Consider the following 19,316-nt stretch of genomic DNA (forward strand, 5'->3'; position numbering starts at 1 on the left):
GGTGTCGTCATGAAGTATACACCCTCGACAGAATCGATCCCCCAGAGCAGTCGCAGAGCAGTTAACGAAAAGCTCCTGTACCTGATCGACAACAACTGCTGCGAAGCGTATGGTATCACGAAGCAGGATGTTTTTCAGGGTTATACAGGGGATGGGGGCCTGCACGGGCTTTCCCGGAAGAACTATCGGAGCTACCATACATACAGTGAGGCAAAAAAGGAACTGGAAAACGGCCAGTTCTTTACACCGCCCGCCTTGTGTCAGTTCGTGGCGGATTGCCTTTGTCTGGAGGAGGACGATCTGGTAGCGGACCTCACCTGTGGGATGGGGAACTTCTTCAACGTAATGCCGGTGGAAGCCAATGTCTATGGCTGTGAATTGGACACCAAGGCATTCAAGGTGGCGTCATATCTTTATCCGGAGGCCAATCTGGTTAATAAGGATATTCGCAATTATATGCCGCAGGTACGCTTTGATTATGTGGTAGGCAACCCGCCCTTCAACCTGCAATGGATGGCTGAGAATGGAAAGGAGTATCTATCGCAGCTCTACTATTGCTTGAAGGCTGCCCAATTCTTGAAGCCACTGGGAATCCTGGCTTTGATCGTACCCAACTCATTTCTGGCCGACTCGTTTTCGGACAGCTCAATGATTCGGAAGATGGAGGCACAATTCCGGTTTCTTGGTCAGATCCTGTTGCCGGATGATACCTTTGCGCAGATGGGTGTTTCGCACTTCCCAATAAAGCTGCAGTTCTGGCAGAAGAAGGGCGTGGATTCCGAAACACCGGCTCGCTATCGCACAGGAATGGATAACGATCTTTCCGGCGGTATCTATGCTGGTGCAGCACAAGCGATCCACATGTCGCTGCTGCAAATGCCAAAGGCCATGCTGAAGGAAAATCGCGCCAAGATCCTGCGGGAACTGGCAAAGGAGCGTCAAACCTCTGCATCGTTTACTTATACGGTAGAGAAGATGCTGTACCAAATCAGGATACATCCGTCCCTGAAGGATCGGTATGCCCAATGCTGCGCGTATCTGCATCGGTTCTATACGGAGACACAGCCGCCAGAGATGCGATATGAGGAATGGTGCAAACGGCGGTTGACCGAGGCGAAGGTACTGCATTATCTTCGTCAGACACTCAGACGTCAGAACCGGCAGCCGGAACGTGATGAGATCCACCTTGTCAAGCGGGATTATTCATTCGCCTATAAAGGGTATAGTGCTGTAGTGCGACGCCGCATGAGCGAAGAGCTGCGCCAACCTATCCCGGTCTGTGAAGCAGTGCTGCGCGGTGAAACACTCCCTGGTTACGAACGGCTGCTGCGTAAAAAGCGGCATGAATACCTGATCCAGAGCCAGCCTTTTCAGGAAATGACCCCGGACACGGGAATTGGGAAATGGTTGGATGATTTCTGGTTATGGGATGCCGAGAACGAGGAGGAGATCCTGCTGAACGATACCCAACTCCACGACCTGAATCTTGCTCTGCAAAAGCGTTATACGCTGCTGCAATGGGAACAGGGTTCCGGTAAGACACTGGCTGGCATTGCCTATGGGAAATACCGCATGGACAGACAAGGGTATCGTAACACCTGGGTCATTTCATCGGCCATCTCTATCCGCAATAACTGGAATGTGGTGCTGCCCAACTATGACGTGTCGTATGTGTTCGTGGAACGGCTGAGGGATCTGGAGCGGATCAAGCCCGGCGACTTTGTGCTGATGACCTTTAATGCGCTGTGCAAGTATCGCAGGCAGATCAAAAAATGGCTGAAGATCCATAGCCGCAAGACCTGTCTTGTACTGGATGAAAGCGATGAGATATGCAATCCGTACAGCAGCCGTGCCAAGGCGGTGCTGTCCTGCTTCAGACGATGCCAATCAAAGCTGCTGACCACAGGAACCAGTACCCGGAACAACATCTCTGAGTTCGCACCGCAGATGGAATTACTTTATAACAATTCCATCAATATGCTATCCTGCTGCCACACCATCTATCACTATGATAAGGACGGCACGGCGACACGAGAGACTAACCCGTGGTACGGTCAACCGATCCCGGCCTATCGTCGTGGGTACACGCTGTTTGCCAATTCACATCTGCCGGAGAAGATCACCGTATTTGGTGTCGGACAGCGCACACAGGACATCTACAATGCAGATATTCTGCGTGATATCCTCGCCAAGACAGTAATCACCCGTACCTTTGAGGAGGTCACCGGGAAGGACATCAAACGTATCCATCAGGAGCCCATTCCGTTTTCAGCAGAGGAGAAGGCTGTATGGGTACAGGCGGTCAAGGAGTTCCATACCATGCGCCAGAAATATTTCACCTCAACGAAAAACGCGAGGAAAGATGCTATGCTGCGGATCATCCAGCAGATCACGCTTTTGCTGCGGATCAGTGCCGCGCCCAATACGGTTTCGGAGTATAGCGGCGAGCTTCCCGGGAAGCTGCGGAGAACGATCCAGCTTACCGGCAGCTGGGCAGAAGAGATCGTGGCCATAGGCGTCCGCCATACCGTGGTGCTGGACGCCTATGCGGCAGCCCTGCGGGAAGCGTTTCCCAACCGGCCACTTTTCATTGTGACCGGCGCGACGACTACCTTTGCAAAACGCAGGGCATTACGGCAAACACTCCGCGAGAGCGGAAACGGCATCCTGCTGTGTACGCAGCAGAGCTTGCCCAGCTCAGTCAACTTCGAGTTCGTCAACAAAGTCATCATCCCGGAGCTGCACTATAACAACTCCCGCATGAGCCAGTTTTACATGCGCTTCATCCGCTTTAATTCCGTTGACTGGAAGGACATCTATTTCCTGACCTATGCACAGAGCATTGAGTCCAACCTGATGCAGATGATATTGGCAAAAGAGAAGCTCAATCTCTTCATGAAGGGCGACGAAACAGATATGGATGATATTTACGAACGATTTGGAGTGGACTACGATCTCACATCGTTGCTGTTATACCGCGACATAGATGAAGACGGCCGTTTCAGCATTCGCTGGGGCGAACAGGAAATTGCGTAAAGGAGATATCGAGCATTGAGGTAAAGAGAAACCAAGGCGGAACGGTTCGTGCGTGTGGCTGAACAGCGCACACAACGAGCCGTAGACGCTATCCATTCGCTTTCTAATTGTGCAAGCCGTGTGTGTTACGATTACACGCCGGAACAGGTAGAACAGATCATAGCGGCACTGGAGGCGGAAGTAAGACGCCTGCAGAGTGCATTTACGGGCGAAAACCGCTTTACACTGCGCCCATGAGTCAGAGGCCCCGGATGATTTCCGGGGCCTCAAATATAAGTCAATAAGGAGTATAAACATGAAAAGAGAATCTGCCCCGCAGGAGTATACCTGTCGGAATTGCCCGGAACGGTATTACCATGCGATCCCCGCTCCCCAGAAGTCAAAGGGACTCATGATGCACTTTGGCGAAAGCTATTGCACCCTGCCGAAGAGAGCCAGACATCTTAAAAGCCGTGATCTGAACAGACGGGCACCGGAATGGTGCCCGAAGCGGAAAGTGCCGAACACGCTGCGGATCTACTATTACCGCAGCTCGGAAACGTATATGTTGGACAATGTGCTGCATCAGGGCTTTGCATTCACACCGCTGCCCACGGCAAGCCGCTATGCAATGGCATATGAGGGAACTTCCTCGCTCTCCCCGCGGGAGTTTTGGCTAAAGCTGCTCACACAGAAGGATACGGAGCTGTTAGGCATAGAGGTCAAAGCCAAGTCCGTAGTAGAGATAGACGATGGGCTTGCCCCGTGCTTTTTCTTCAAAACGGAAGAAGGCTATACGCGCTGTCAGTGCTTCGATGCTGATCGCGCACGCACCAACTGCATGGAAGGCTGGGAGGAATATAATCAGGAGGACATAAAATGATCATCAACCAAGAGGGTATGCGCTATACATACAACGGCATGACCTACACTGTCGGTGCCGCTGTCATGGCAACAGAGGCAAGTGAATATCGTGGACTTTATGGCACCATCACGGAGATCCGTGATGGATCTGACCGAGAGACAGAGAACGATACGCCTGACATCTATTGCTGTTTTGAACCACCTCTGTTTCAAGAAGAGATCCAAGAGCTGGAGCAACGCTTCACAAAACTATATCAATCGCCTAAGAAGCTCGATGAGATCACACTGGATATGGTTATCATGGCACCAGAGATGGTTCGGGTGATCTCGGCTGACCCAAAGGAGTGTAAGGCCTGCGAGCTTTACCTGCTTACCACACACTGCACGACGAATCTGGATTCCAGCAGCTTCACTGAGCTATACGCCGACTACGATGCCGGACGTTTTGCCCTACTGCAAAGTGTCCGGGAGGAACAACAGGATGGCTGCGTAAAGGATTGGGCAGATAGGGACGTACTGGAAGAAGAATATGGCATTGACCGCTATGAGGCATGGTATCGTGATGAATACTTCGAGAATCATTTCGTCATATCGCTTGAAAAGCTGTCCCTCATGCTGCCGCCAGATTTTATAGAAAATCCGAAAAGTTATAATTGAAATTATTATAATTTGCGGTATAATACTTTATGGAGGCGGTGAGCTTATGAAGCAATTTGTTGATCGACAGCAGGAGATGGAGACGCTGCAAAGTGAGTATGAGCGGAATGGCAGCGCACTTGTCGTACTGTATGGACGCCGGCGAGTGGGAAAGACTACGCTGATATCCGAGTTTATTCGGGATAAAAACGCCCTGTTTTTCCTTGCAAGTGAAGAGTCCGAAGCACAAAACCGAGCGGCATTCAAAGAGAAAGCGGCAGAATTCATTGATAGTGATCTTCTGCGTAATGCAGATGTCAAGAGCTGGGACGTGATATTCAAGTCAATCATGGATGCCAAGCATGACAGCAAGCCCGTTATCGTACTGGATGAATTTCAGTATCTGGGCAAGGCAGAGCCTGCATTTCCTTCCATATTCCAACGGATATGGGAAGAAATACTAAAGAAGCAGTCTGTTATGGTCATCCTTTGCGGCTCCCTGATCTCCATGATGGAGTCTCAGACACTGGCCTACGGCAGCCCTTTATACGGAAGGCGAACCGCGCAGATCCGGCTCAAGCAGATCCCGTTCGCCTATTACCATGAGTTTTTCCCTGGCAAAACCCGCAGAGAACTCATTGAGCTATACTCTGTTACAGGTGGTGTCCCCAAATATATTGAGCTATTTTCGGAGAGCGGCGATATCTATCGTGCTATCCAAAAATGCGTACTGAACCGTTCTGGCTATCTCTATGATGAACCGCATTTCCTGCTGCAGCAGGAGGTCAGTGAGGTTGGTAGTTACTTTTCCATTATCAAGGCGATCGCAGCCGGAAATCACAAGCTTTCCTCGATTGCCTCTGTGTTGGAGGTCAAGTCAACGAACCTGACCAAGTACCTGAAGACCTTGATGGATCTGGATATTCTGGAACGAAGGGTGCCTGTCACAGAGGAAAATCCCGAGAAGAGCAAGCGCGGCCTTTACAAGATCAAGGATAACTATCTGCGGTTTTGGTTCGCATTTATCTATCCCAATATGAGCTTTATCGAAAGTGGGCATAGCGGTATCGTGATGGATAAGATCCGCAAGGGCCTCACTACCAGCCACATTGGCTTCGTATATGAGGACATCTGTGAGGAGCGGATGTGGGAATTGAATGTTAATAACACATGGCCGTTCCAGTTCTCCAAGCTGGGTGGGTATTGGGATGCCAAGAATGAGATCGACATTGCAGCTCTTGATCCGGAGGGCAAGAACCTGATTCTGGGAGAGTGCAAGTACTGGAAAGAACCCGTTGGTCTTAATGTCCTTCATGCGTTGGAAGCTAAGGCTGGCGATGTCGCATGGGAGCGGGATCGGCGAAAAGTGTGGTACGTCCTGTTCAGCATCTCCGGCTTCTCGGATGAGCTACGCAATCATGCCGCAACACGGGACGATCTTCTTTTGATTGATGATGGAGGAAGATAGCTGATCGACCAGCCGGTTCAATATCTTCAATGCGCTCCAAAATTCTTTGAGGGGATTAAAGAAGTTCTGACAAATGTGTATAAAACAGACGTGGAGATTTCCACGTCTGTTTTTTTTCTATCTGTTGCAGTAATGCGCATTAAAGTCGTATAAACACAGTATAAGCACAAAAAGAGAAGGAGCTGATCTTATGTTAGTCTGTGTAGACCACGGAAATAAACAAATTAAAACGGCCAGTCGGGTATTTACATCCGGACTGGTAGAGAGCGATACCCGTCCCCCTTTCGGTGACAACATCCTATTTTATCGGGGAAAATACTACACGCTCTCCGACCAGCGAATCCCCTATACCCGGGATAAAACAGAGGACGACCGATTTTTTATCCTGACGTTGTTCGCCATCGCTTACGAGATCAACGCGGCAGGCCAGTATGCCCCGGATCGGCTGATGAACATTCAGCTTGCCGTTGGGCTGCCCCCTGCGCATTATGGAACGCAGTATAAACGCTTTGCCCAGTATTTCCTGAACCGCGGTGTGATCGGGTTTGAATTCAATGGGAGGAAATACTCCATCTGCATCACGGAGGCGGTCTGCTTCCCACAGGCGCTGGCAGCTACGGCTCCGGTGTTCAAGCGGCTCCAGCTCGGCACAGTTGCCAAGGCCACTGTGATCGACATAGGCGGTTTTACTGCCGATTACCTCTCCCTGCGCTATGGCGCAGCAGACTGGGCTTCCTGCGATTCGCTGGAAAACGGCGTCATTACACTCTATAACCGATTGCTGTCCAAGATTCGTGCCGACCATGATCTGCTGCTGGAGGAAACGGACATTGACTCCATTCTCACAGGTTGCAGTACAGAGTACGGCAGTGAGATCCAAACACTGGTAGAGCGCGGCGCGGAGTCCTTCGTGGCGGACCTTTTCCGTACTCTGCGGGAGCGGAAGATCGAGCTGCGTACCGGCAAGGTTATTTTTGTAGGCGGCGGCTCTCTGCTGCTTCGGAAACAGATCGAAAAGTCCGGTAAGGTCGGTACAGCCATCTTTGTGGAGGAGATCGGCGCCAACGCTTCCGGGTACGGTCTCTTGTATGCGGCTACGAAGACGAGTAGGTGATCCATATGGGCGAAAAGAAGGATTCCTTCAGATTTACCGTCCAATTCAATGCCGGTGACCCAAGCCACCAGCAGGTAGCCGCGATCTTGAACGAGCAGGGTCGGCGCAAGGCACAGTTCCTGGTCAACGCCGTGACCCACTATATGAATTGCCCGGAAACACCGGAGGCCGCGGCTGCGCCAAGGATAGACCGGCAAGCAGTGGAGCAACTGGTTCGTGAGATACTGTCCAATATGCACCCGGAACCCGTACCCGCAATGGGCGAGGATATGCCCGGCTGCGATCCGGCCATTACGGCCTCTGAAGACATCCCCTTCGATGCCGCGGCCATGCTGGGAGAAGATGGTTTCCATTCGCTCATGGACTCATTGGCTGCAATACAGAAGCCGTGAAATCGACAGGTGATCATATGGAGCATACTTCGGCATACATAAATTGCCAGGAGCCAGACTGCGCGTATTACGCAGCCTGGCTCCTGACCTGTAAGGAGACAATGGTCGAAAGTAAGCCAGCACTTTCAGACCGGTAGAAATCGCCGCTCCCGCATGATATGAAAAATGAGCCTTCTCCGTTTGGCATAGAAACGGAAAAAACTCATTTGTATTGTACCACGACTGTCAAGCGGCGCAGAACTTTGGCAGCGCTATGCCTCATCCTCCGCCAGCATACGGTATCCGACGCCAAGCTCGTTGATGATGTAGCGCTTCTCGCCAGGCGTTACGCCCATTTTCTTGAGGATGTTCCTCATGTTGACTTGCAGTTTCTTGACGCTGCCATAGCCCGAATGCCTTCAGACCGCCCGAATGATGGCGGCATATAAAAGGACAAGCATCTAAAATGGATGCTTGTCCTTTTATATCCGATGTATTATGTTAAGATGTGCAGTAGATGTTCCATTTTGGTGTCCCACTCTCTGCTGGAATCAGCGCACTCTTTCAGTTCAGTTTCGACTTCAGTATTTATCGGCAAGTTTTTCTTATAGCGGATGGTATGCTCAAGACTTGCCCAGAAGTCCATAGCGATTGTACGGAGTTGTATCTCCACCGGCACACGGCTCTCTTTTTCAGCAAAGAATACCGGCAACCGGATCGTCAGGTGCAGACTGCGATAGCCATTTGGCTTAGGGTGTGAAATATAATCTTTCTCTGTGATAATTTCAATGTCAGACTGTTCTTTTAGGCACTTTGCCAAAAAGAACACATCCTCCTCGAAAGAGCAGATCACACGCACACCGGCAATATCCATGATATTTGCCTGCATGGTCGGGAAATCCAGAGAAAGTCCGCGCTTCTGCATCTTGTTCATAATGCTGGACGGCGACTTCAAGCGGCTTTTCATACTTTCTATCGGATTGCGGTCATGCTGCAATGAAAACTCTTCGTTCAGAATTTCCAACCTGCTTTCAAGTGCTTTCAGTGCGCAGCGGTATTGCAGCATGACTTCCTGATACCTGCGATTTTCACTTAAAAGGCGCTGGCACTGCAAATCATCCAAGCCTTTATCTGCTGCAACCGTCAAACCAAATAGATTTTCACTCATAGCTTCTCCATTCCGCAGGGATAGGCGCTCCGCGCTGTCTGCTGCTCTTTTGTTACGACCCGATAAAAGCTGTATCCGCCGGAGAGATGGGCACAGGTAAAACCATACTGCGTCAAAAGCCGGCAGGCCAGATAACTGCGAAGCCCTGTCTGGCAATTCACATAAACAGGCTTACCACGGTCTAACTCGTCCAAGTGCTCCCGCAGATCGTCCAAGGGAATATTCCGAAAGCCATCCAGATGGCCCCGCTGATACTCCCACGCCGTGCGGACGTCCAGCAGCGTCGCACTGCCATCGCAAGGCAAGTCCTCAACCTCATTCCAATGGAACTGCCGCACTTTCTCGCTCTCCAAATCCTCGATCATAAAACCGGCCATGTTTACCGGATCCTTGGCGGAGGAATAGGGCGGCGCATAGGCGAGGTCCATCTCTGTCAGCTCCAGCGCCGTCATACCGGCGCGGATGGCCGTTGCCAGTACATCAATGCGCTTGTCCACACCGTCGCCGCCAACGATCTGCGCACCCAGCAGCCGCAGGCTTTCTTTTTCATACAGTACCTTCATTGCCATAGACCGTGCGCCGGGATAATAGGCAGCGTGGGATGCCGGGAAAAGTACAACTTTGTCGTAAGCGATCTCTGCTGCCTGCGCCGTTTTTTCATTGATTCCCGTAGAGGCCGCGGTCAAGCTAAACAGCTTCAGAACAGACGAACCCTGAGAGCCGTGAAAGTGGCTGTTTCCGCCGCAGATATTGTCAGCGGCAATGCGTCCCTGCTTGTTGGCGGGCCCCGCCAGCGAGATCAACGCTTTCTGCCCGGTCACGAAATGGGTGACCTCTACGGCATCGCCCACAGCATAGATGTCCGGCACGGAGGTTTCCATCCGCTCGTTGACAGCGATGCTGCCACGAATACCAAGTTTGAGTCCGGCTTCTTTTGCCAAATGCGTATCCGGGGTAACACCGATGGCCAGCAGCACCATATCCGAATGCAGTGGCTCACTACCCTCCAACAGGGTCAGCACGGAATCTCCGTCCTGTCGGAATCCGGCGACGGTTTCACCCAACCGCAGAGCCACGCCGTGTCTGCGCATTTCCGCATGGACAAAGCTCGCCATATCCGCATCCAGTGGTGCTAATAGCTGCTTGGGACGCTGGACGATGGTGACGGAAACACCCATTTCTGCAAGGTTTTCCGCCATTTCCAGACCGATAAAGCCGCCGCCAGCCAAAACAGCGGTTTTCGGCTTCTGATCCTCTACAAAGCGCCTGATGCGGAGGGTGTCCTCCACGGTGCGCAGCGTGAAAACACGCTCACTGCTGACGCCGGAAAGCGCAGGAACCGTCGGCTTTGCGCCGGGGGCGAGGAGCAGCTTGTCATAGGTTTCCATATAGCTCTTTCCGCTGTCCAGTGCACGGACGGTGACGGTTTTTTCTGCGGGATTGATCGCAGTTACTTCCCGCCGTACTCGTACATCAATGCGAAAGCGGTCCCAGAAGCTCTCCGGAGTTTGCAGTGTCAGTTCTTCCTGCTCTTTGATCACACCGCCCACATAATACGGCAGACCGCAGTTGGCATAGGACACATAGCCGCTGCGCTCGATCATAATGATCTGGGCGTGTTCATCCAAACGGCGGATGCGGGCGGCGGCAGACGCGCCGCCCGCCACGCCGCCTACGATCACAACTTTCATCTTACGCCCTCCACCATTGCGGCGATCTCCGACTTAGGCCGATAGCCCACCGACTTGGCGACGGCTTTCCCGTCCTTGAATACAACCAGCATCGGGATGCTGGATACCTGAAAACGCATTGCCAGCTCCATTTGCTCGTCCACATTGACCTTGCCCACCTTGAGCGTACCGCTTTTTTCTTCGGCAAGCTCATGCAGTATGGGAGAGAGCATTTTGCACGGTCCGCACCAGTCCGCGTAGAAATCCAGCAAAACGGGTTTGTCGGAACGCAGTACCTCGTTTTCAAAATTCGCAGCAGTAATTTTCAGTTCAGCCATGAGTAAGGCTCCTTTCTGTTATCTTTATTTTATTCTTTGTTTTTCAGCTTGCAAATACCCTGCGTCATGGTTCCCATCGGACAAAACGCACACCATGTGCGGGGCTTGTAGAGCACCATAACGATCAGACCCAGCAGCAGAGAGGTCAGCATGAGGCTATAAAAGCCAAAGCTGAACTGCGCCACCCAATCAGCGACCGTCCCGGCGGTGTAAGTCCAGCCCCACGGCACACGGAAGGTCCAGAACAGCTTAATGGCCTCCCGCAGGGACGCAGCACCGGCAGCGACCAGATAGGTCTGGAACACCATGTTGCCGAACATCGTCAGGAAAAAGGTCAAAAAGCCGTAACGGAACCACTTGGAGGACATCCAGCGGGGCGTGGGCTTGCAGCGGGAGCATTTAAGGTCCGTCCCCAGCTTGCTGAACAGTTGACCTCGTCCGCAGAGGTGGTTGCAAAAGAATTTGTTCCCGCCGAAGATGGCTAAGAACAGCGGCAGCAGAAAATCGATCATGCCCAGCCATGCGAACAGGATATTGAAGAAGCCCAGTGTAAAATAGATGATGGCATATACCCACAGGTAATCGTACCAATGCTTCGCTTTCATGCGTCAGCCCTCACTTTCACCTCAATGCAGCCGACGGGGCAGAGCTTTGCGCACTTGCCACAGCCTACGCAGCGTTCCGCCTCCACGGCGGCGTAGCAGCCACGGCGCACCTTGGCGGCCCCCAGTGGACAGGTATTTTCACACACACCGCAGGCGACACACCGCGTCCTATCTACGGCGGCCAGTTTCTTTGACAACATAGCTTTCCCCCTTTAATCCTGTAAGGATTTGTAATAGAGCATACAGTGGCAGTAGCCCTCGAAATCAGGATCGGCAATCTGATCCTTAAACTCTTGGCACATACATTTGGTTGCCTCTGTGCGCTCTCTGCGGCAGGGACAGTATCCGCCGGTGCGCTTGAGTCCTTCCCGGATGGTATTGACAATCTCCTGATCGGGATTGAGCTTGATTTTCATGTTCGCCACCTCTTTCTTTATCGTGGCTTTATCATACCGCATGGCAAAGCATTTTTCTGTGACGAGGTTACGTTACGGCAAATTTTTATATACGCGAGAAAGAGCCGTGAAGCGGGATCTTACATACTGCTTCACGGCTCTTTGTTTATAGGTTTTGTTGTGCTTCCTTACTCAGCCGCAGAAAACTGATCTTTGCCAACTGAACATAAGGGGCATTCAAAATCATCCGGAATATCTTTCCATTTTGTACCCGGTGCAATGCCGCCTTCCGGATAGCCCTTTTCTTCATCGTATTCCCAACCACACACATCACATACATATTTCATAATGAAATTCTCCTTTGATGTTTTTTATTTCGCACACAACATTAGCCCGACTTTATCGTCATCAGAAACAATAACGATTCCTATCTTACTCAAAGAATATCCACAGCTTCCGCTTGTTTTACTCTCTTTGTTTTCTTATTCCCTGAAATCATTTTATGACCCGTATATACTGCCATAACCATGCAGATCAAGGAACTAAGCGCAAGGTACTTATGCGCTGTTTTTGAGCCTTTATATCCAGTGCAAAAAGTTCCAAACATGGTAATTACCGCTCCGATTGACCAATATTTATGTGCTTTCATGACTTGTTTGCCTCCTGCCTGCAATACATGTCATTCAGTTCTCTATGTTGGTTCTAAGATACCATGCGCGGAACGATCACGCTTTCCACAGACTGTGGAGGTTGCAGTAGGCGTAGACCGCTTCGACCTCGTCGCCCTCGCAGAGAGCGAAGCAGACCTCGGGCTTCTCGCCGGGGTGCAGCTCCTTACGCTGGTTGCCCTGCTTGGTGTGGAGAGAGACCCACTCGATGTAGTGCTCCGGCAGCATGGGATGCTCCACGGAGCCGACCTTGACATGGACGATGCCGTTTTCCACTGTCCAGACAGGGACATGCTTCTCCACGGCCGCGTCGGTCGTGCCGGGGATGATCTCGCTCATCGGCTCACCGCAGCAGATGACGGGAACGCCCGTGTCCTTGACCTTGGCAATGATGTTGCCGCAATGCTTGCAAATGTAAAACTTCTGCTCCATGATGATTCTCCTTTTCTTTCTTTAATAGTTTTCTGCGTGAATTTCAAAATAGCTCTGGGGATGGTTGCAGGGTGGGGCAAACCTCCGGGGCTTTCTCACCCACGACGATGTGACCGCAGTTGCGGCACTCCCACACCTTGACCTCGCTCTTGGCAAAGACCTCCGCCATCTCCACATTGTGCAGCAGGGCACGGTAGCGCTCCTCATGGTGCTTTTCGATGGCGGCGACCAGACGGAAACGCTGTGCAAGCTCGTGAAAGCCCTCCTCGTCAGCAGTCTTGGCAAAGCCGTCGTACATATCCGTCCACTCGTAATTCTCGCCCTCAGCGGCGGCGAGAAGATTCTCGGCGGTGTCGCCGATGCCGTTCAGTTCTTTGAACCACAGCTTGGCGTGTTCTTTCTCGTTGTCAGCGGTTTTAAGGAACAGCGCCGCGATCTGCTCGTAGCCTTCCTTCTTGGCCTTGGATGCAAAATAGGTGTACTTGTTGCGTGCCTCGGACTCACCGGCAAAGGCAGCCATCAGATTTTTTTCGGTTTGAGTACCTGCGTATTTCGTTTCTTTCATGGTCGATGCTCCTTTCAGCTTTTTCTACTTATATTATAACACGGATTCGTGGTTTTCTATGTGGCAAAAACCACATTTTTATTTTAAGTGATTCAATCCGCCTGTATCCCGCAGCGTGATCGCACCGCGCTTCAGCTCCACCAGCCCGTCCTCCGAGAAGCTCTTGAGCATCCGCGCCACCGCCTCCCGTGCCGAGCTGATGTGCTGGGCGATCTGCTCATGGGTCATGCGTATCGTGTCGGAGCCGGTACGCTCCGCTTCGGCCAGGAGAAATTCTGCCAGCCGCCGATCCAATCCCTTGAACATGATCTGCTGCATCGCCCACATTTTCCCCATCTTCGTAGGACTGGGATGCGGCATAGCGCTGCTCGTCAGTCAACTTCCCTCTATCGTTACCTTCGTAGTTTTTCTAGAGCAATGTGTCAATCTCAGCAATACGATTCTTCACCTTGCTCAGCTCCCGGTGCCTGGCGGCAAGCTGCTTCTTGTCTTCTACATCGTGTGATGATATAATTAACGACATATAATGACATCATTATTGTAGGAGGGAATTTCGTTGATTATCTACTTACAGATGATAGAAAGCGACGAAGATAAATCCAAGTTTGAACAGCTTTACATAATGTACAAGGGCTTGATGTTCCATGTTGCCATGAAAATTCTGAAGAATGAATTTGATGCCGAGGATGCAGTACATCAGGCGTTTCTATCCCTTATTGAGAATCTGAAAAAAATATCGGATGTCAAATGTCCAAAAACCAGAGCTTATATCGTTATTATTACAGAACGGAAAGCAATAGATATCATTCGCAGCCGATCAAAACTGGTAGATATGGAATTTTGGGAGAGTACCTATGGCATCGAAATCCCATTGCCTGGTGATCATGGTTTGGCCGATGCTATGGCACGATTACCGGCTGCCTATCGTGATATCCTATTGCTGCGCTATTATAATGGATACTCTGTACGAGAAATATCATCTATGCTGCATATAAAAAAGGATACCGCACAAAAGCAGCTTTGGAGAGCCAAGGCCGCTTTGCAAAAACATTTGAAAGGAGATGCGTAAAATGTCAAACATGGCATGGTCAGAACAGGAACTGGCCAACGCGGCAAAGCGTGTAGCAGAGTCCATGCTTACTTCATTCCCGTCTCCCAGTGAATGCGAACATGTATTTTCCGATGATTTTGAACATAGCATGGAGATATTACGAAAAAAAAGCAAGCATAGGGTTGTTGCGCATAAAATATGGCAGCGGGCTGCGGTAATATTAATTGTGACGATTCTGTCTGTCAGCACATGGCTGACAGTTGATATACAGGCAAGAGAGCGCGCCTTCCAATGGATAAAAGAAATCTACGAGAGCATAACGATCTATCTTTTCAATAGCGAAGATAATGAAATAGATCACATCTGTTATGAGCCGTCGTGGATACCGGACGGATTTTCGCTGGTAGATAACTATCAAGATAGCGATTATTGTCTTCGCGTATATGCCAACGATACCGGAGAAAAAATGTTTTCTGTTGAATATACCTTGATGCAGCATACCAGCATGAGCACAACAGCACAGGAGTATAGCGAAGTAGTCAAAGTCGATATCAACGGAATTCCAGCAAATTTATACATTGGCAATGAAACTTCACCAGAAAAAGCTTTAATATGGGTGGACGAAGCGAATCAGGTTGTGTTTAATATACAGGGAAATATCAGCAACGAGGACATAGTGCACATAGCACAATCCCTTATTTTGTCGATTCCTACAAAATAATAAAATCATGTAATTATGGTGTCCAAAAAGCACCCCCTTTCTCCGTTCTAATGCTTAGAAGAATAGAGAAAGGGGGTGTATTTATGAAAAAAAAGACGATTTCTCTCATCCTTGCATTGATCCTGTTGTTATCCTGCTCCGCGACAGCGCAAGCTACATCCGTACAAGCAGCTACGCCGTCGGCTTCAATCACCATCAATGGAACAACAGCTACATGCAGAGTGTCTATCGCCAAGCCTGGAAAAACCATCCATGCAACACTTCAATTATGGCAAGGCCGTACGATGATCGACTCCTGGAGCGGTAACGGGACATCGTATCTGCTTATCACAGGCTCTCATGAGGTAACAAAAGGGAAAACATATACAGTAAAAGTAGTATGCACAGTTGATGGGCAAAGCTTTTATGTGAATCCCGCTACTGCAACAGCATAATAGGTAACTTGTAATATAGATGAATATTCTATATTACAGTCCATGTATACAGCGGTTGACAGAATGAGGGTGATTCCAATGATTTAATCATATTAATTACATAAGTACATAAGAAACCCAAACATGTACAAAGAAAGGAAATAAAGATGAAGAAGATTATTACCTTGATTATGGCGTTTCTCGTATGCGCAGCAATGGCTGTTCCTGCGTTTGCCTCTACATCTGACACAAGAATCACCGGGTTTAGTGTAAATGTGTATTCCTACCATCGTCTTACACCCAGAACAAAAGATGATTCATCAGCTGTGTATTTTTATTATCGTGACGGAAAGCGCGATCACATCAGAGCAAGAGCCCTTGGTGGATCCGCACAAAACGGATCGATGAATAACTGTACTGTATCTGGCGGAACTCGCGTGAATTATGTGACATGTCACAACGGGAATAAGTACAGTATCCATTCCTTCATTAATGAGGACGGCTATCGCTGGGCAACGCTCTCCTTCTCGTGCCCCAATCTTTTTGGTGAAACCATGTCCGGTGAATGGAGCCCTGATAGCGCAAACTCGTATAAGGATGCAACGCCCTGACAGTAAATCAAATACAAAGCATTCAAAACAAGCCGAGATGGAGCAGTAAACATTAGCGGAGGAATAACATAATGGGGAACTGTATTAGAACCGAAATGTGGAAAGCATTTCACAACAAAATGATGCGCAGTGCATTGCTGATCGGTTTTATTCTTGTCATAGCTGATTTGGTTCAAACTGCAATTACCGTCAGTGACTTAGGCGCATCCTATGCACATTCCCCGGGCGGATATGATGGGTGCAGCTTATTTGTCAATTGGATCGGCGTCAACGGAGTCACCGTCGGGGCTGTAGTCTTCTATGCCGTTTGGCCATTTTTGGCTGCTATGCCTTATGGGTGGTCATTGTATGAGGACAACAGGTCTCATATGACAAATAATATTCTTACCAGAGTTCCGTATTCTCAATACCTAACAGCCAAAATGGCGGCTGTATTTGTTAGTGGCGGCATTGCTATTGCATTGCCGGTAACTACGGATCTGTTTGCATCCGCGATGGTATGTCCCGCCTGTATTCCTCGGGTTGCACTGCCTATTACAGGATTCTGTTCAGGCACAGCCTTTTTGGCGAAGCTATACTATACCCACCCTTGGCTGCATGCAATCATCTGGTGCATTATTGAGTTTTTCTGGGGCGGCGTTGCGGCCAGTCTGTGCATTATCGTCGGGCATAAGGTAAAACACCGATTCTTTGTGACAGCAACTCCACTTCTGCTGTTCCTATTACTTGATTTCATTACCCCCATGCTTGCCGACGCAATGAACTGGTATATAGAGCTCTCGCCTTTAAGGCTGTGCAATTTGGCAAGTACAAATCCCAGTCCCACATGGATCATACTTGCGGAACTTATTCTTTTGACATTCGTATCTGTTCTTACGGGGATATATAGGAAATACAGACATGAGGTTTTATAGGCTGTTGCGCTATGATCTGCGGCAGGGATTGCAAAGGAGAAACTATCTGATTGCCACTCTCCTCTTTTCCATGCGCTTATTCGCAGTATATCGCTCTGTGCAATTCTATTGCAATGTGGAATCCATTTCGAGCCGGGGTTCAATTGGCGACTATATGCTGTGTCTATTTCGCGGCATGGCAATCATACAACACGGCTCTATGGAAGAAAAGGTGTCGGTCCCCATCGAATGGCTGATTGTGTGCGGCTTTTGCCTGTATATAACAGCAGCATATCCTGCGCAAGGTATCAGTGTACAAGGTCAGCAAGTTTTCCTACGCACATCGCGTGGGAAATGGTGGCTGTCTAAGTGTATATGGTGCATAGCAAGCTGTACTTTATACTTTGCCTGTGAAATGATTGCCATAATAGGCACAGCGATTCTGACACCCGTTACCTTCGGCCTAAACAACACGCCCGAAATCACCGCATTCTTGTTTTCGGAGGTCTTGTGTGGAGAGACAATTTCACTCACGCCGGCAAGTGTTATCCTATACGCTTTGCTCCTTCCGTTTGTGACGCTTACGGCCGTATGTATGCTGCAAACACTCTTAAACCTTGTGGCCCGTCCGGCCATCAGCTTTCTAATATGCTTTGTCACATATATTGCTGCCGCATATTTCCCCATTGAATGGTTGGTCGGCAACGGAGCGATGGTGATGCGATACCAGCTTTTTGATGCAAATGGATTGAGTTATCGTAAAGAACTGGTGTTTACACTGCTACTGTTGCTCTTATCAATAGGCGCAGGATATTTACTGATACAAAGAAAAGACCTCATATCTCTTGAAAAATAGGACGGTGATACGATGAATATTGTGGTGGATCATGTCACAAAAACCATTCACAGAGCGGTCGTGCTGCAAGACATCAGTTTGAATTTTGAAAGCGGAAAAGTCTACGGATTGCAAGGGGAAAATGGATCGGGTAAAACGATGCTTTTACGTCTGATGTGTGGGTTGATCTATGCGACAGAGGGCAGTGTTTCAGTAAATGATCGTCGCCTGGGGAAGGATCTGGATTTCCCTGAATCTGTGGGCGTGATGATCGAGAGTCCCGCATTTATTGACGAGTATACCGGGCAAAAAAACCTGGAGTTGCTTGCCGGTCTAAAACAGCTGATCTCGGTCTCCGACATCCATAACACCCTGCAAGCGGTTGGCCTGGACCCGAATGATAAACGGACTTTCAAAAAATATTCATTAGGCATGAAACAACGTCTGGGTATTGCTGCGGCCTTGATGGAAAAGCCCGGTCTGCTGATTTTGGATGAACCCACAAATGCACTGGATGAGCAGGGCGTTGCTATGATCGCACAGTTGATCCGTAAAGAATGTCAGCGCAGTGCATTAGTAGTCGTTGCGTGCCATGATGCTGACTTTGTGCAGAGCGTATCGGATGTTGTTATTCAAATGCAAGCGGGAAGGGTAACATCGGTGATAGGCAAATGAAAGACAAAAAGAAATTCTGGCTGATTTTCTCCGTTGCGGCAGTAGTGCTCTTTGTTTGGATGATCCGCTATAAAGCAATTAATCAGGATTATCGTCAACGATGGTCTGCCAATACAGAGAAGACATACTCCGTTGGAGAAATCGTTCCTATTGCGCCGGATTTTGTCGGGTATAATTTGGCGGCTGAAGGCTATATGCTTCGGGTCAACCGTTTTGAAATTGTAGATTATCGTGCCTATACTTCAGCTTTGCAGTATGACGGGACCGATCGAAGTCGGATCCCCGATAAGGTCGCATTGGTCAGCGTTACTGTTTCGCAGCAGAATAGTCCCGCAGAAGGATTCCCTTTAACAGAACTATCATTATACACCACGGATATGCTCATGAATATGGATTGGGATCTCTTGGGTGTGGTCAATCCTATATTGGACGGTGCCACCGGGATTCGGTTACAGGATGGCGCCTCATGTGATATTTTGCTGCCATTTGATCTGTATAGATATCGCTTCACATCCGCTGAATGGAATCGTTTAGAGCAAAGCAATATCTGGCTGCAAGTGACAAATTATCCTACCAGAAAAATCGTTCGAGTGAATATAGGTGAGGAGTAACTGTAGTTCCGGATTTTCGTATTACTAAGTAGATGTTGCCATCCCTTATCTGTGCATTAGTAGAACATACACCATCCCGCAAGGGTAGTGTATGTTCTACTTTTAGAATATTGACAACTTGGGCTGCTGTTTTACAGGCTGAGTCATAAAGCATTCTTCCAGGACTCTCGTGAAAAGCCGCTTTTCAGCCCTTGCTT

At 49.5% G+C, this 19,316-nt stretch carries 24 protein-coding genes and 2 pseudogenes; 14 read left to right on the plus strand and 12 right to left on the minus strand.

Annotated features, from left to right (window positions below; translation table 11 throughout):
* The first annotated feature begins 9 nt into the window (after nt 1–9).
* The 6 genes from KI236_RS11710 to KI236_RS11735 all read left to right on the plus strand — a co-directional run bounded on the left by KI236_RS11710 (nt 10) and on the right by KI236_RS11735 (nt 7,489).
* Nucleotides 10–3,036, plus strand: a complete 3,027-nt coding sequence (locus tag KI236_RS11710) for an Eco57I restriction-modification methylase domain-containing protein (RefSeq protein WP_212822158.1) — start codon at nt 10–12, stop codon at nt 3,034–3,036.
* 295 nt (nt 3,037–3,331) lie between these two features.
* On the plus strand, nt 3,332–3,898 hold the full coding sequence (locus tag KI236_RS11715; protein ID WP_212822160.1) for a hypothetical protein: 567 nt from the start codon (nt 3,332–3,334) through the stop codon (nt 3,896–3,898).
* Nucleotides 3,895–4,536: a hypothetical protein gene (locus KI236_RS11720; protein WP_212822162.1), complete on the plus strand. Its 642-nt coding sequence runs from the start codon at nt 3,895–3,897 to the stop codon at nt 4,534–4,536. Before KI236_RS11715 ends, KI236_RS11720 begins: the two co-directional genes overlap by 4 nt.
* A 46-nt stretch (nt 4,537–4,582) precedes the next feature.
* Complete coding sequence (locus tag KI236_RS11725; RefSeq protein ID WP_212822164.1) at nt 4,583–5,983, plus strand: ATP-binding protein; 1,401 nt, start codon at nt 4,583–4,585, stop codon at nt 5,981–5,983.
* 190 nt (nt 5,984–6,173) lie between these two features.
* Nucleotides 6,174–7,097, plus strand: a complete 924-nt coding sequence (locus tag KI236_RS11730; RefSeq protein ID WP_212822166.1) for a ParM/StbA family protein — start codon at nt 6,174–6,176, stop codon at nt 7,095–7,097.
* Nucleotides 7,098–7,102: 5 nt separating this feature from the next.
* On the plus strand, nt 7,103–7,489 hold the full coding sequence (locus tag KI236_RS11735; protein WP_212822167.1) for a hypothetical protein: 387 nt from the start codon (nt 7,103–7,105) through the stop codon (nt 7,487–7,489).
* Nucleotides 7,490–7,740: 251 nt separating this feature from the next.
* Here the strand turns inward: KI236_RS11735 and KI236_RS12375 are convergent.
* The 12 genes and pseudogenes from KI236_RS12375 to KI236_RS11790 form a co-directional block, all read right to left on the minus strand.
* Nucleotides 7,741–7,914, minus strand: a pseudogene (locus KI236_RS12375) (DNA-binding response regulator); the annotation flags it as partial.
* 50 nt (nt 7,915–7,964) lie between these two features.
* Nucleotides 7,965–8,636, minus strand: coding sequence for a GTP pyrophosphokinase (locus tag KI236_RS11740; RefSeq protein ID WP_212822168.1), 672 nt, complete (start codon nt 8,634–8,636; stop codon nt 7,965–7,967).
* On the minus strand, nt 8,633–10,327 hold the full coding sequence (locus KI236_RS11745; RefSeq protein ID WP_212822169.1) for an FAD-dependent oxidoreductase: 1,695 nt from the start codon (nt 10,325–10,327) through the stop codon (nt 8,633–8,635). The genes KI236_RS11740 and KI236_RS11745 overlap by 4 nt, the downstream gene beginning before the upstream one ends.
* Nucleotides 10,324–10,644 (minus strand): thioredoxin, encoded by a 321-nt coding sequence (gene trxA, locus KI236_RS11750; RefSeq protein ID WP_212822170.1) that lies wholly within the window; start codon nt 10,642–10,644, stop codon nt 10,324–10,326. The genes KI236_RS11745 and trxA overlap by 4 nt, the downstream gene beginning before the upstream one ends.
* A 29-nt stretch (nt 10,645–10,673) precedes the next feature.
* A complete protein-coding gene (locus tag KI236_RS11755) occupies nt 10,674–11,249 on the minus strand; it encodes a 4Fe-4S binding protein (protein ID WP_212822171.1) in 576 nt (191 codons plus the stop codon).
* Entirely contained in the window at nt 11,246–11,449 is a 204-nt protein-coding gene (locus KI236_RS11760) for a 4Fe-4S binding protein (RefSeq protein ID WP_212822172.1), read from the minus strand. Before KI236_RS11760 ends, KI236_RS11755 begins: the two co-directional genes overlap by 4 nt.
* A gap of 12 nt (nt 11,450–11,461) precedes the next feature.
* Nucleotides 11,462–11,707 (minus strand): ferredoxin-thioredoxin reductase catalytic domain-containing protein, encoded by a 246-nt coding sequence (locus tag KI236_RS11765; protein WP_212822174.1) that lies wholly within the window; start codon nt 11,705–11,707, stop codon nt 11,462–11,464.
* 125 nt (nt 11,708–11,832) lie between these two features.
* Nucleotides 11,833–11,991 carry a rubredoxin gene (locus tag KI236_RS11770; protein ID WP_118601949.1) on the minus strand — a complete coding sequence of 53 codons (159 nt, stop codon included), beginning with the start codon at nt 11,989–11,991 and terminating at the stop codon, nt 11,833–11,835.
* 89 nt (nt 11,992–12,080) lie between these two features.
* Complete coding sequence (locus tag KI236_RS11775) at nt 12,081–12,293, minus strand: DUF6219 family protein (RefSeq protein WP_033120173.1); 213 nt, start codon at nt 12,291–12,293, stop codon at nt 12,081–12,083.
* Between the two features lie 76 nt (nt 12,294–12,369).
* Nucleotides 12,370–12,744: a desulfoferrodoxin family protein gene (locus KI236_RS11780; RefSeq protein ID WP_033120174.1), complete on the minus strand. Its 375-nt coding sequence runs from the start codon at nt 12,742–12,744 to the stop codon at nt 12,370–12,372.
* Nucleotides 12,745–12,765: 21 nt separating this feature from the next.
* Nucleotides 12,766–13,309 (minus strand): annotated as a pseudogene (gene rbr, locus KI236_RS11785) (rubrerythrin).
* Between the two features lie 78 nt (nt 13,310–13,387).
* Nucleotides 13,388–13,669, minus strand: coding sequence for a Crp/Fnr family transcriptional regulator (locus KI236_RS11790; protein ID WP_228738172.1), 282 nt, complete (start codon nt 13,667–13,669; stop codon nt 13,388–13,390).
* Between the two features lie 196 nt (nt 13,670–13,865).
* On the opposite strand from KI236_RS11790, the gene KI236_RS11795 reads away from it, so the two are divergent.
* The 8 genes from KI236_RS11795 (at nt 13,866) to KI236_RS11830 (ending at nt 19,119) form a co-directional block, all read left to right on the plus strand.
* The gene (locus KI236_RS11795; protein ID WP_177305684.1) at nt 13,866–14,378 is read left to right on the plus strand and encodes an RNA polymerase sigma factor; all 513 of its coding nucleotides are present in this window, start codon (nt 13,866–13,868) and stop codon (nt 14,376–14,378) included.
* Between the two features lies 1 nt (nt 14,379).
* The gene (locus KI236_RS11800) at nt 14,380–15,081 is read left to right on the plus strand and encodes a DUF4367 domain-containing protein (RefSeq protein WP_212822176.1); all 702 of its coding nucleotides are present in this window, start codon (nt 14,380–14,382) and stop codon (nt 15,079–15,081) included.
* Between the two features lie 83 nt (nt 15,082–15,164).
* The gene (locus tag KI236_RS11805; protein WP_212822178.1) at nt 15,165–15,515 is read left to right on the plus strand and encodes a hypothetical protein; all 351 of its coding nucleotides are present in this window, start codon (nt 15,165–15,167) and stop codon (nt 15,513–15,515) included.
* Between the two features lie 146 nt (nt 15,516–15,661).
* Nucleotides 15,662–16,105: a hypothetical protein gene (locus KI236_RS11810; protein WP_212822180.1), complete on the plus strand. Its 444-nt coding sequence runs from the start codon at nt 15,662–15,664 to the stop codon at nt 16,103–16,105.
* A gap of 71 nt (nt 16,106–16,176) precedes the next feature.
* Entirely contained in the window at nt 16,177–17,019 is an 843-nt protein-coding gene (locus KI236_RS11815) for a hypothetical protein (protein WP_212822182.1), read from the plus strand.
* Nucleotides 17,006–17,854 carry a hypothetical protein gene (locus KI236_RS11820; RefSeq protein ID WP_212822184.1) on the plus strand — a complete coding sequence of 283 codons (849 nt, stop codon included), beginning with the start codon at nt 17,006–17,008 and terminating at the stop codon, nt 17,852–17,854. The genes KI236_RS11815 and KI236_RS11820 overlap by 14 nt, the downstream gene beginning before the upstream one ends.
* Nucleotides 17,855–17,866: 12 nt before the next feature.
* Entirely contained in the window at nt 17,867–18,508 is a 642-nt protein-coding gene (locus KI236_RS11825; RefSeq protein WP_212822186.1) for an ATP-binding cassette domain-containing protein, read from the plus strand.
* Nucleotides 18,505–19,119, plus strand: a complete 615-nt coding sequence (locus KI236_RS11830) for a DUF5028 domain-containing protein (RefSeq protein ID WP_212822187.1) — start codon at nt 18,505–18,507, stop codon at nt 19,117–19,119. Before KI236_RS11825 ends, KI236_RS11830 begins: the two co-directional genes overlap by 4 nt.
* Nucleotides 19,120–19,316 lie beyond the last annotated feature (197 nt).

The sequence above is a fragment of the Vescimonas fastidiosa genome, from assembly GCF_018326305.1.
Classification (GTDB): domain Bacteria; phylum Bacillota; class Clostridia; order Oscillospirales; family Oscillospiraceae; genus Vescimonas; species Vescimonas fastidiosa.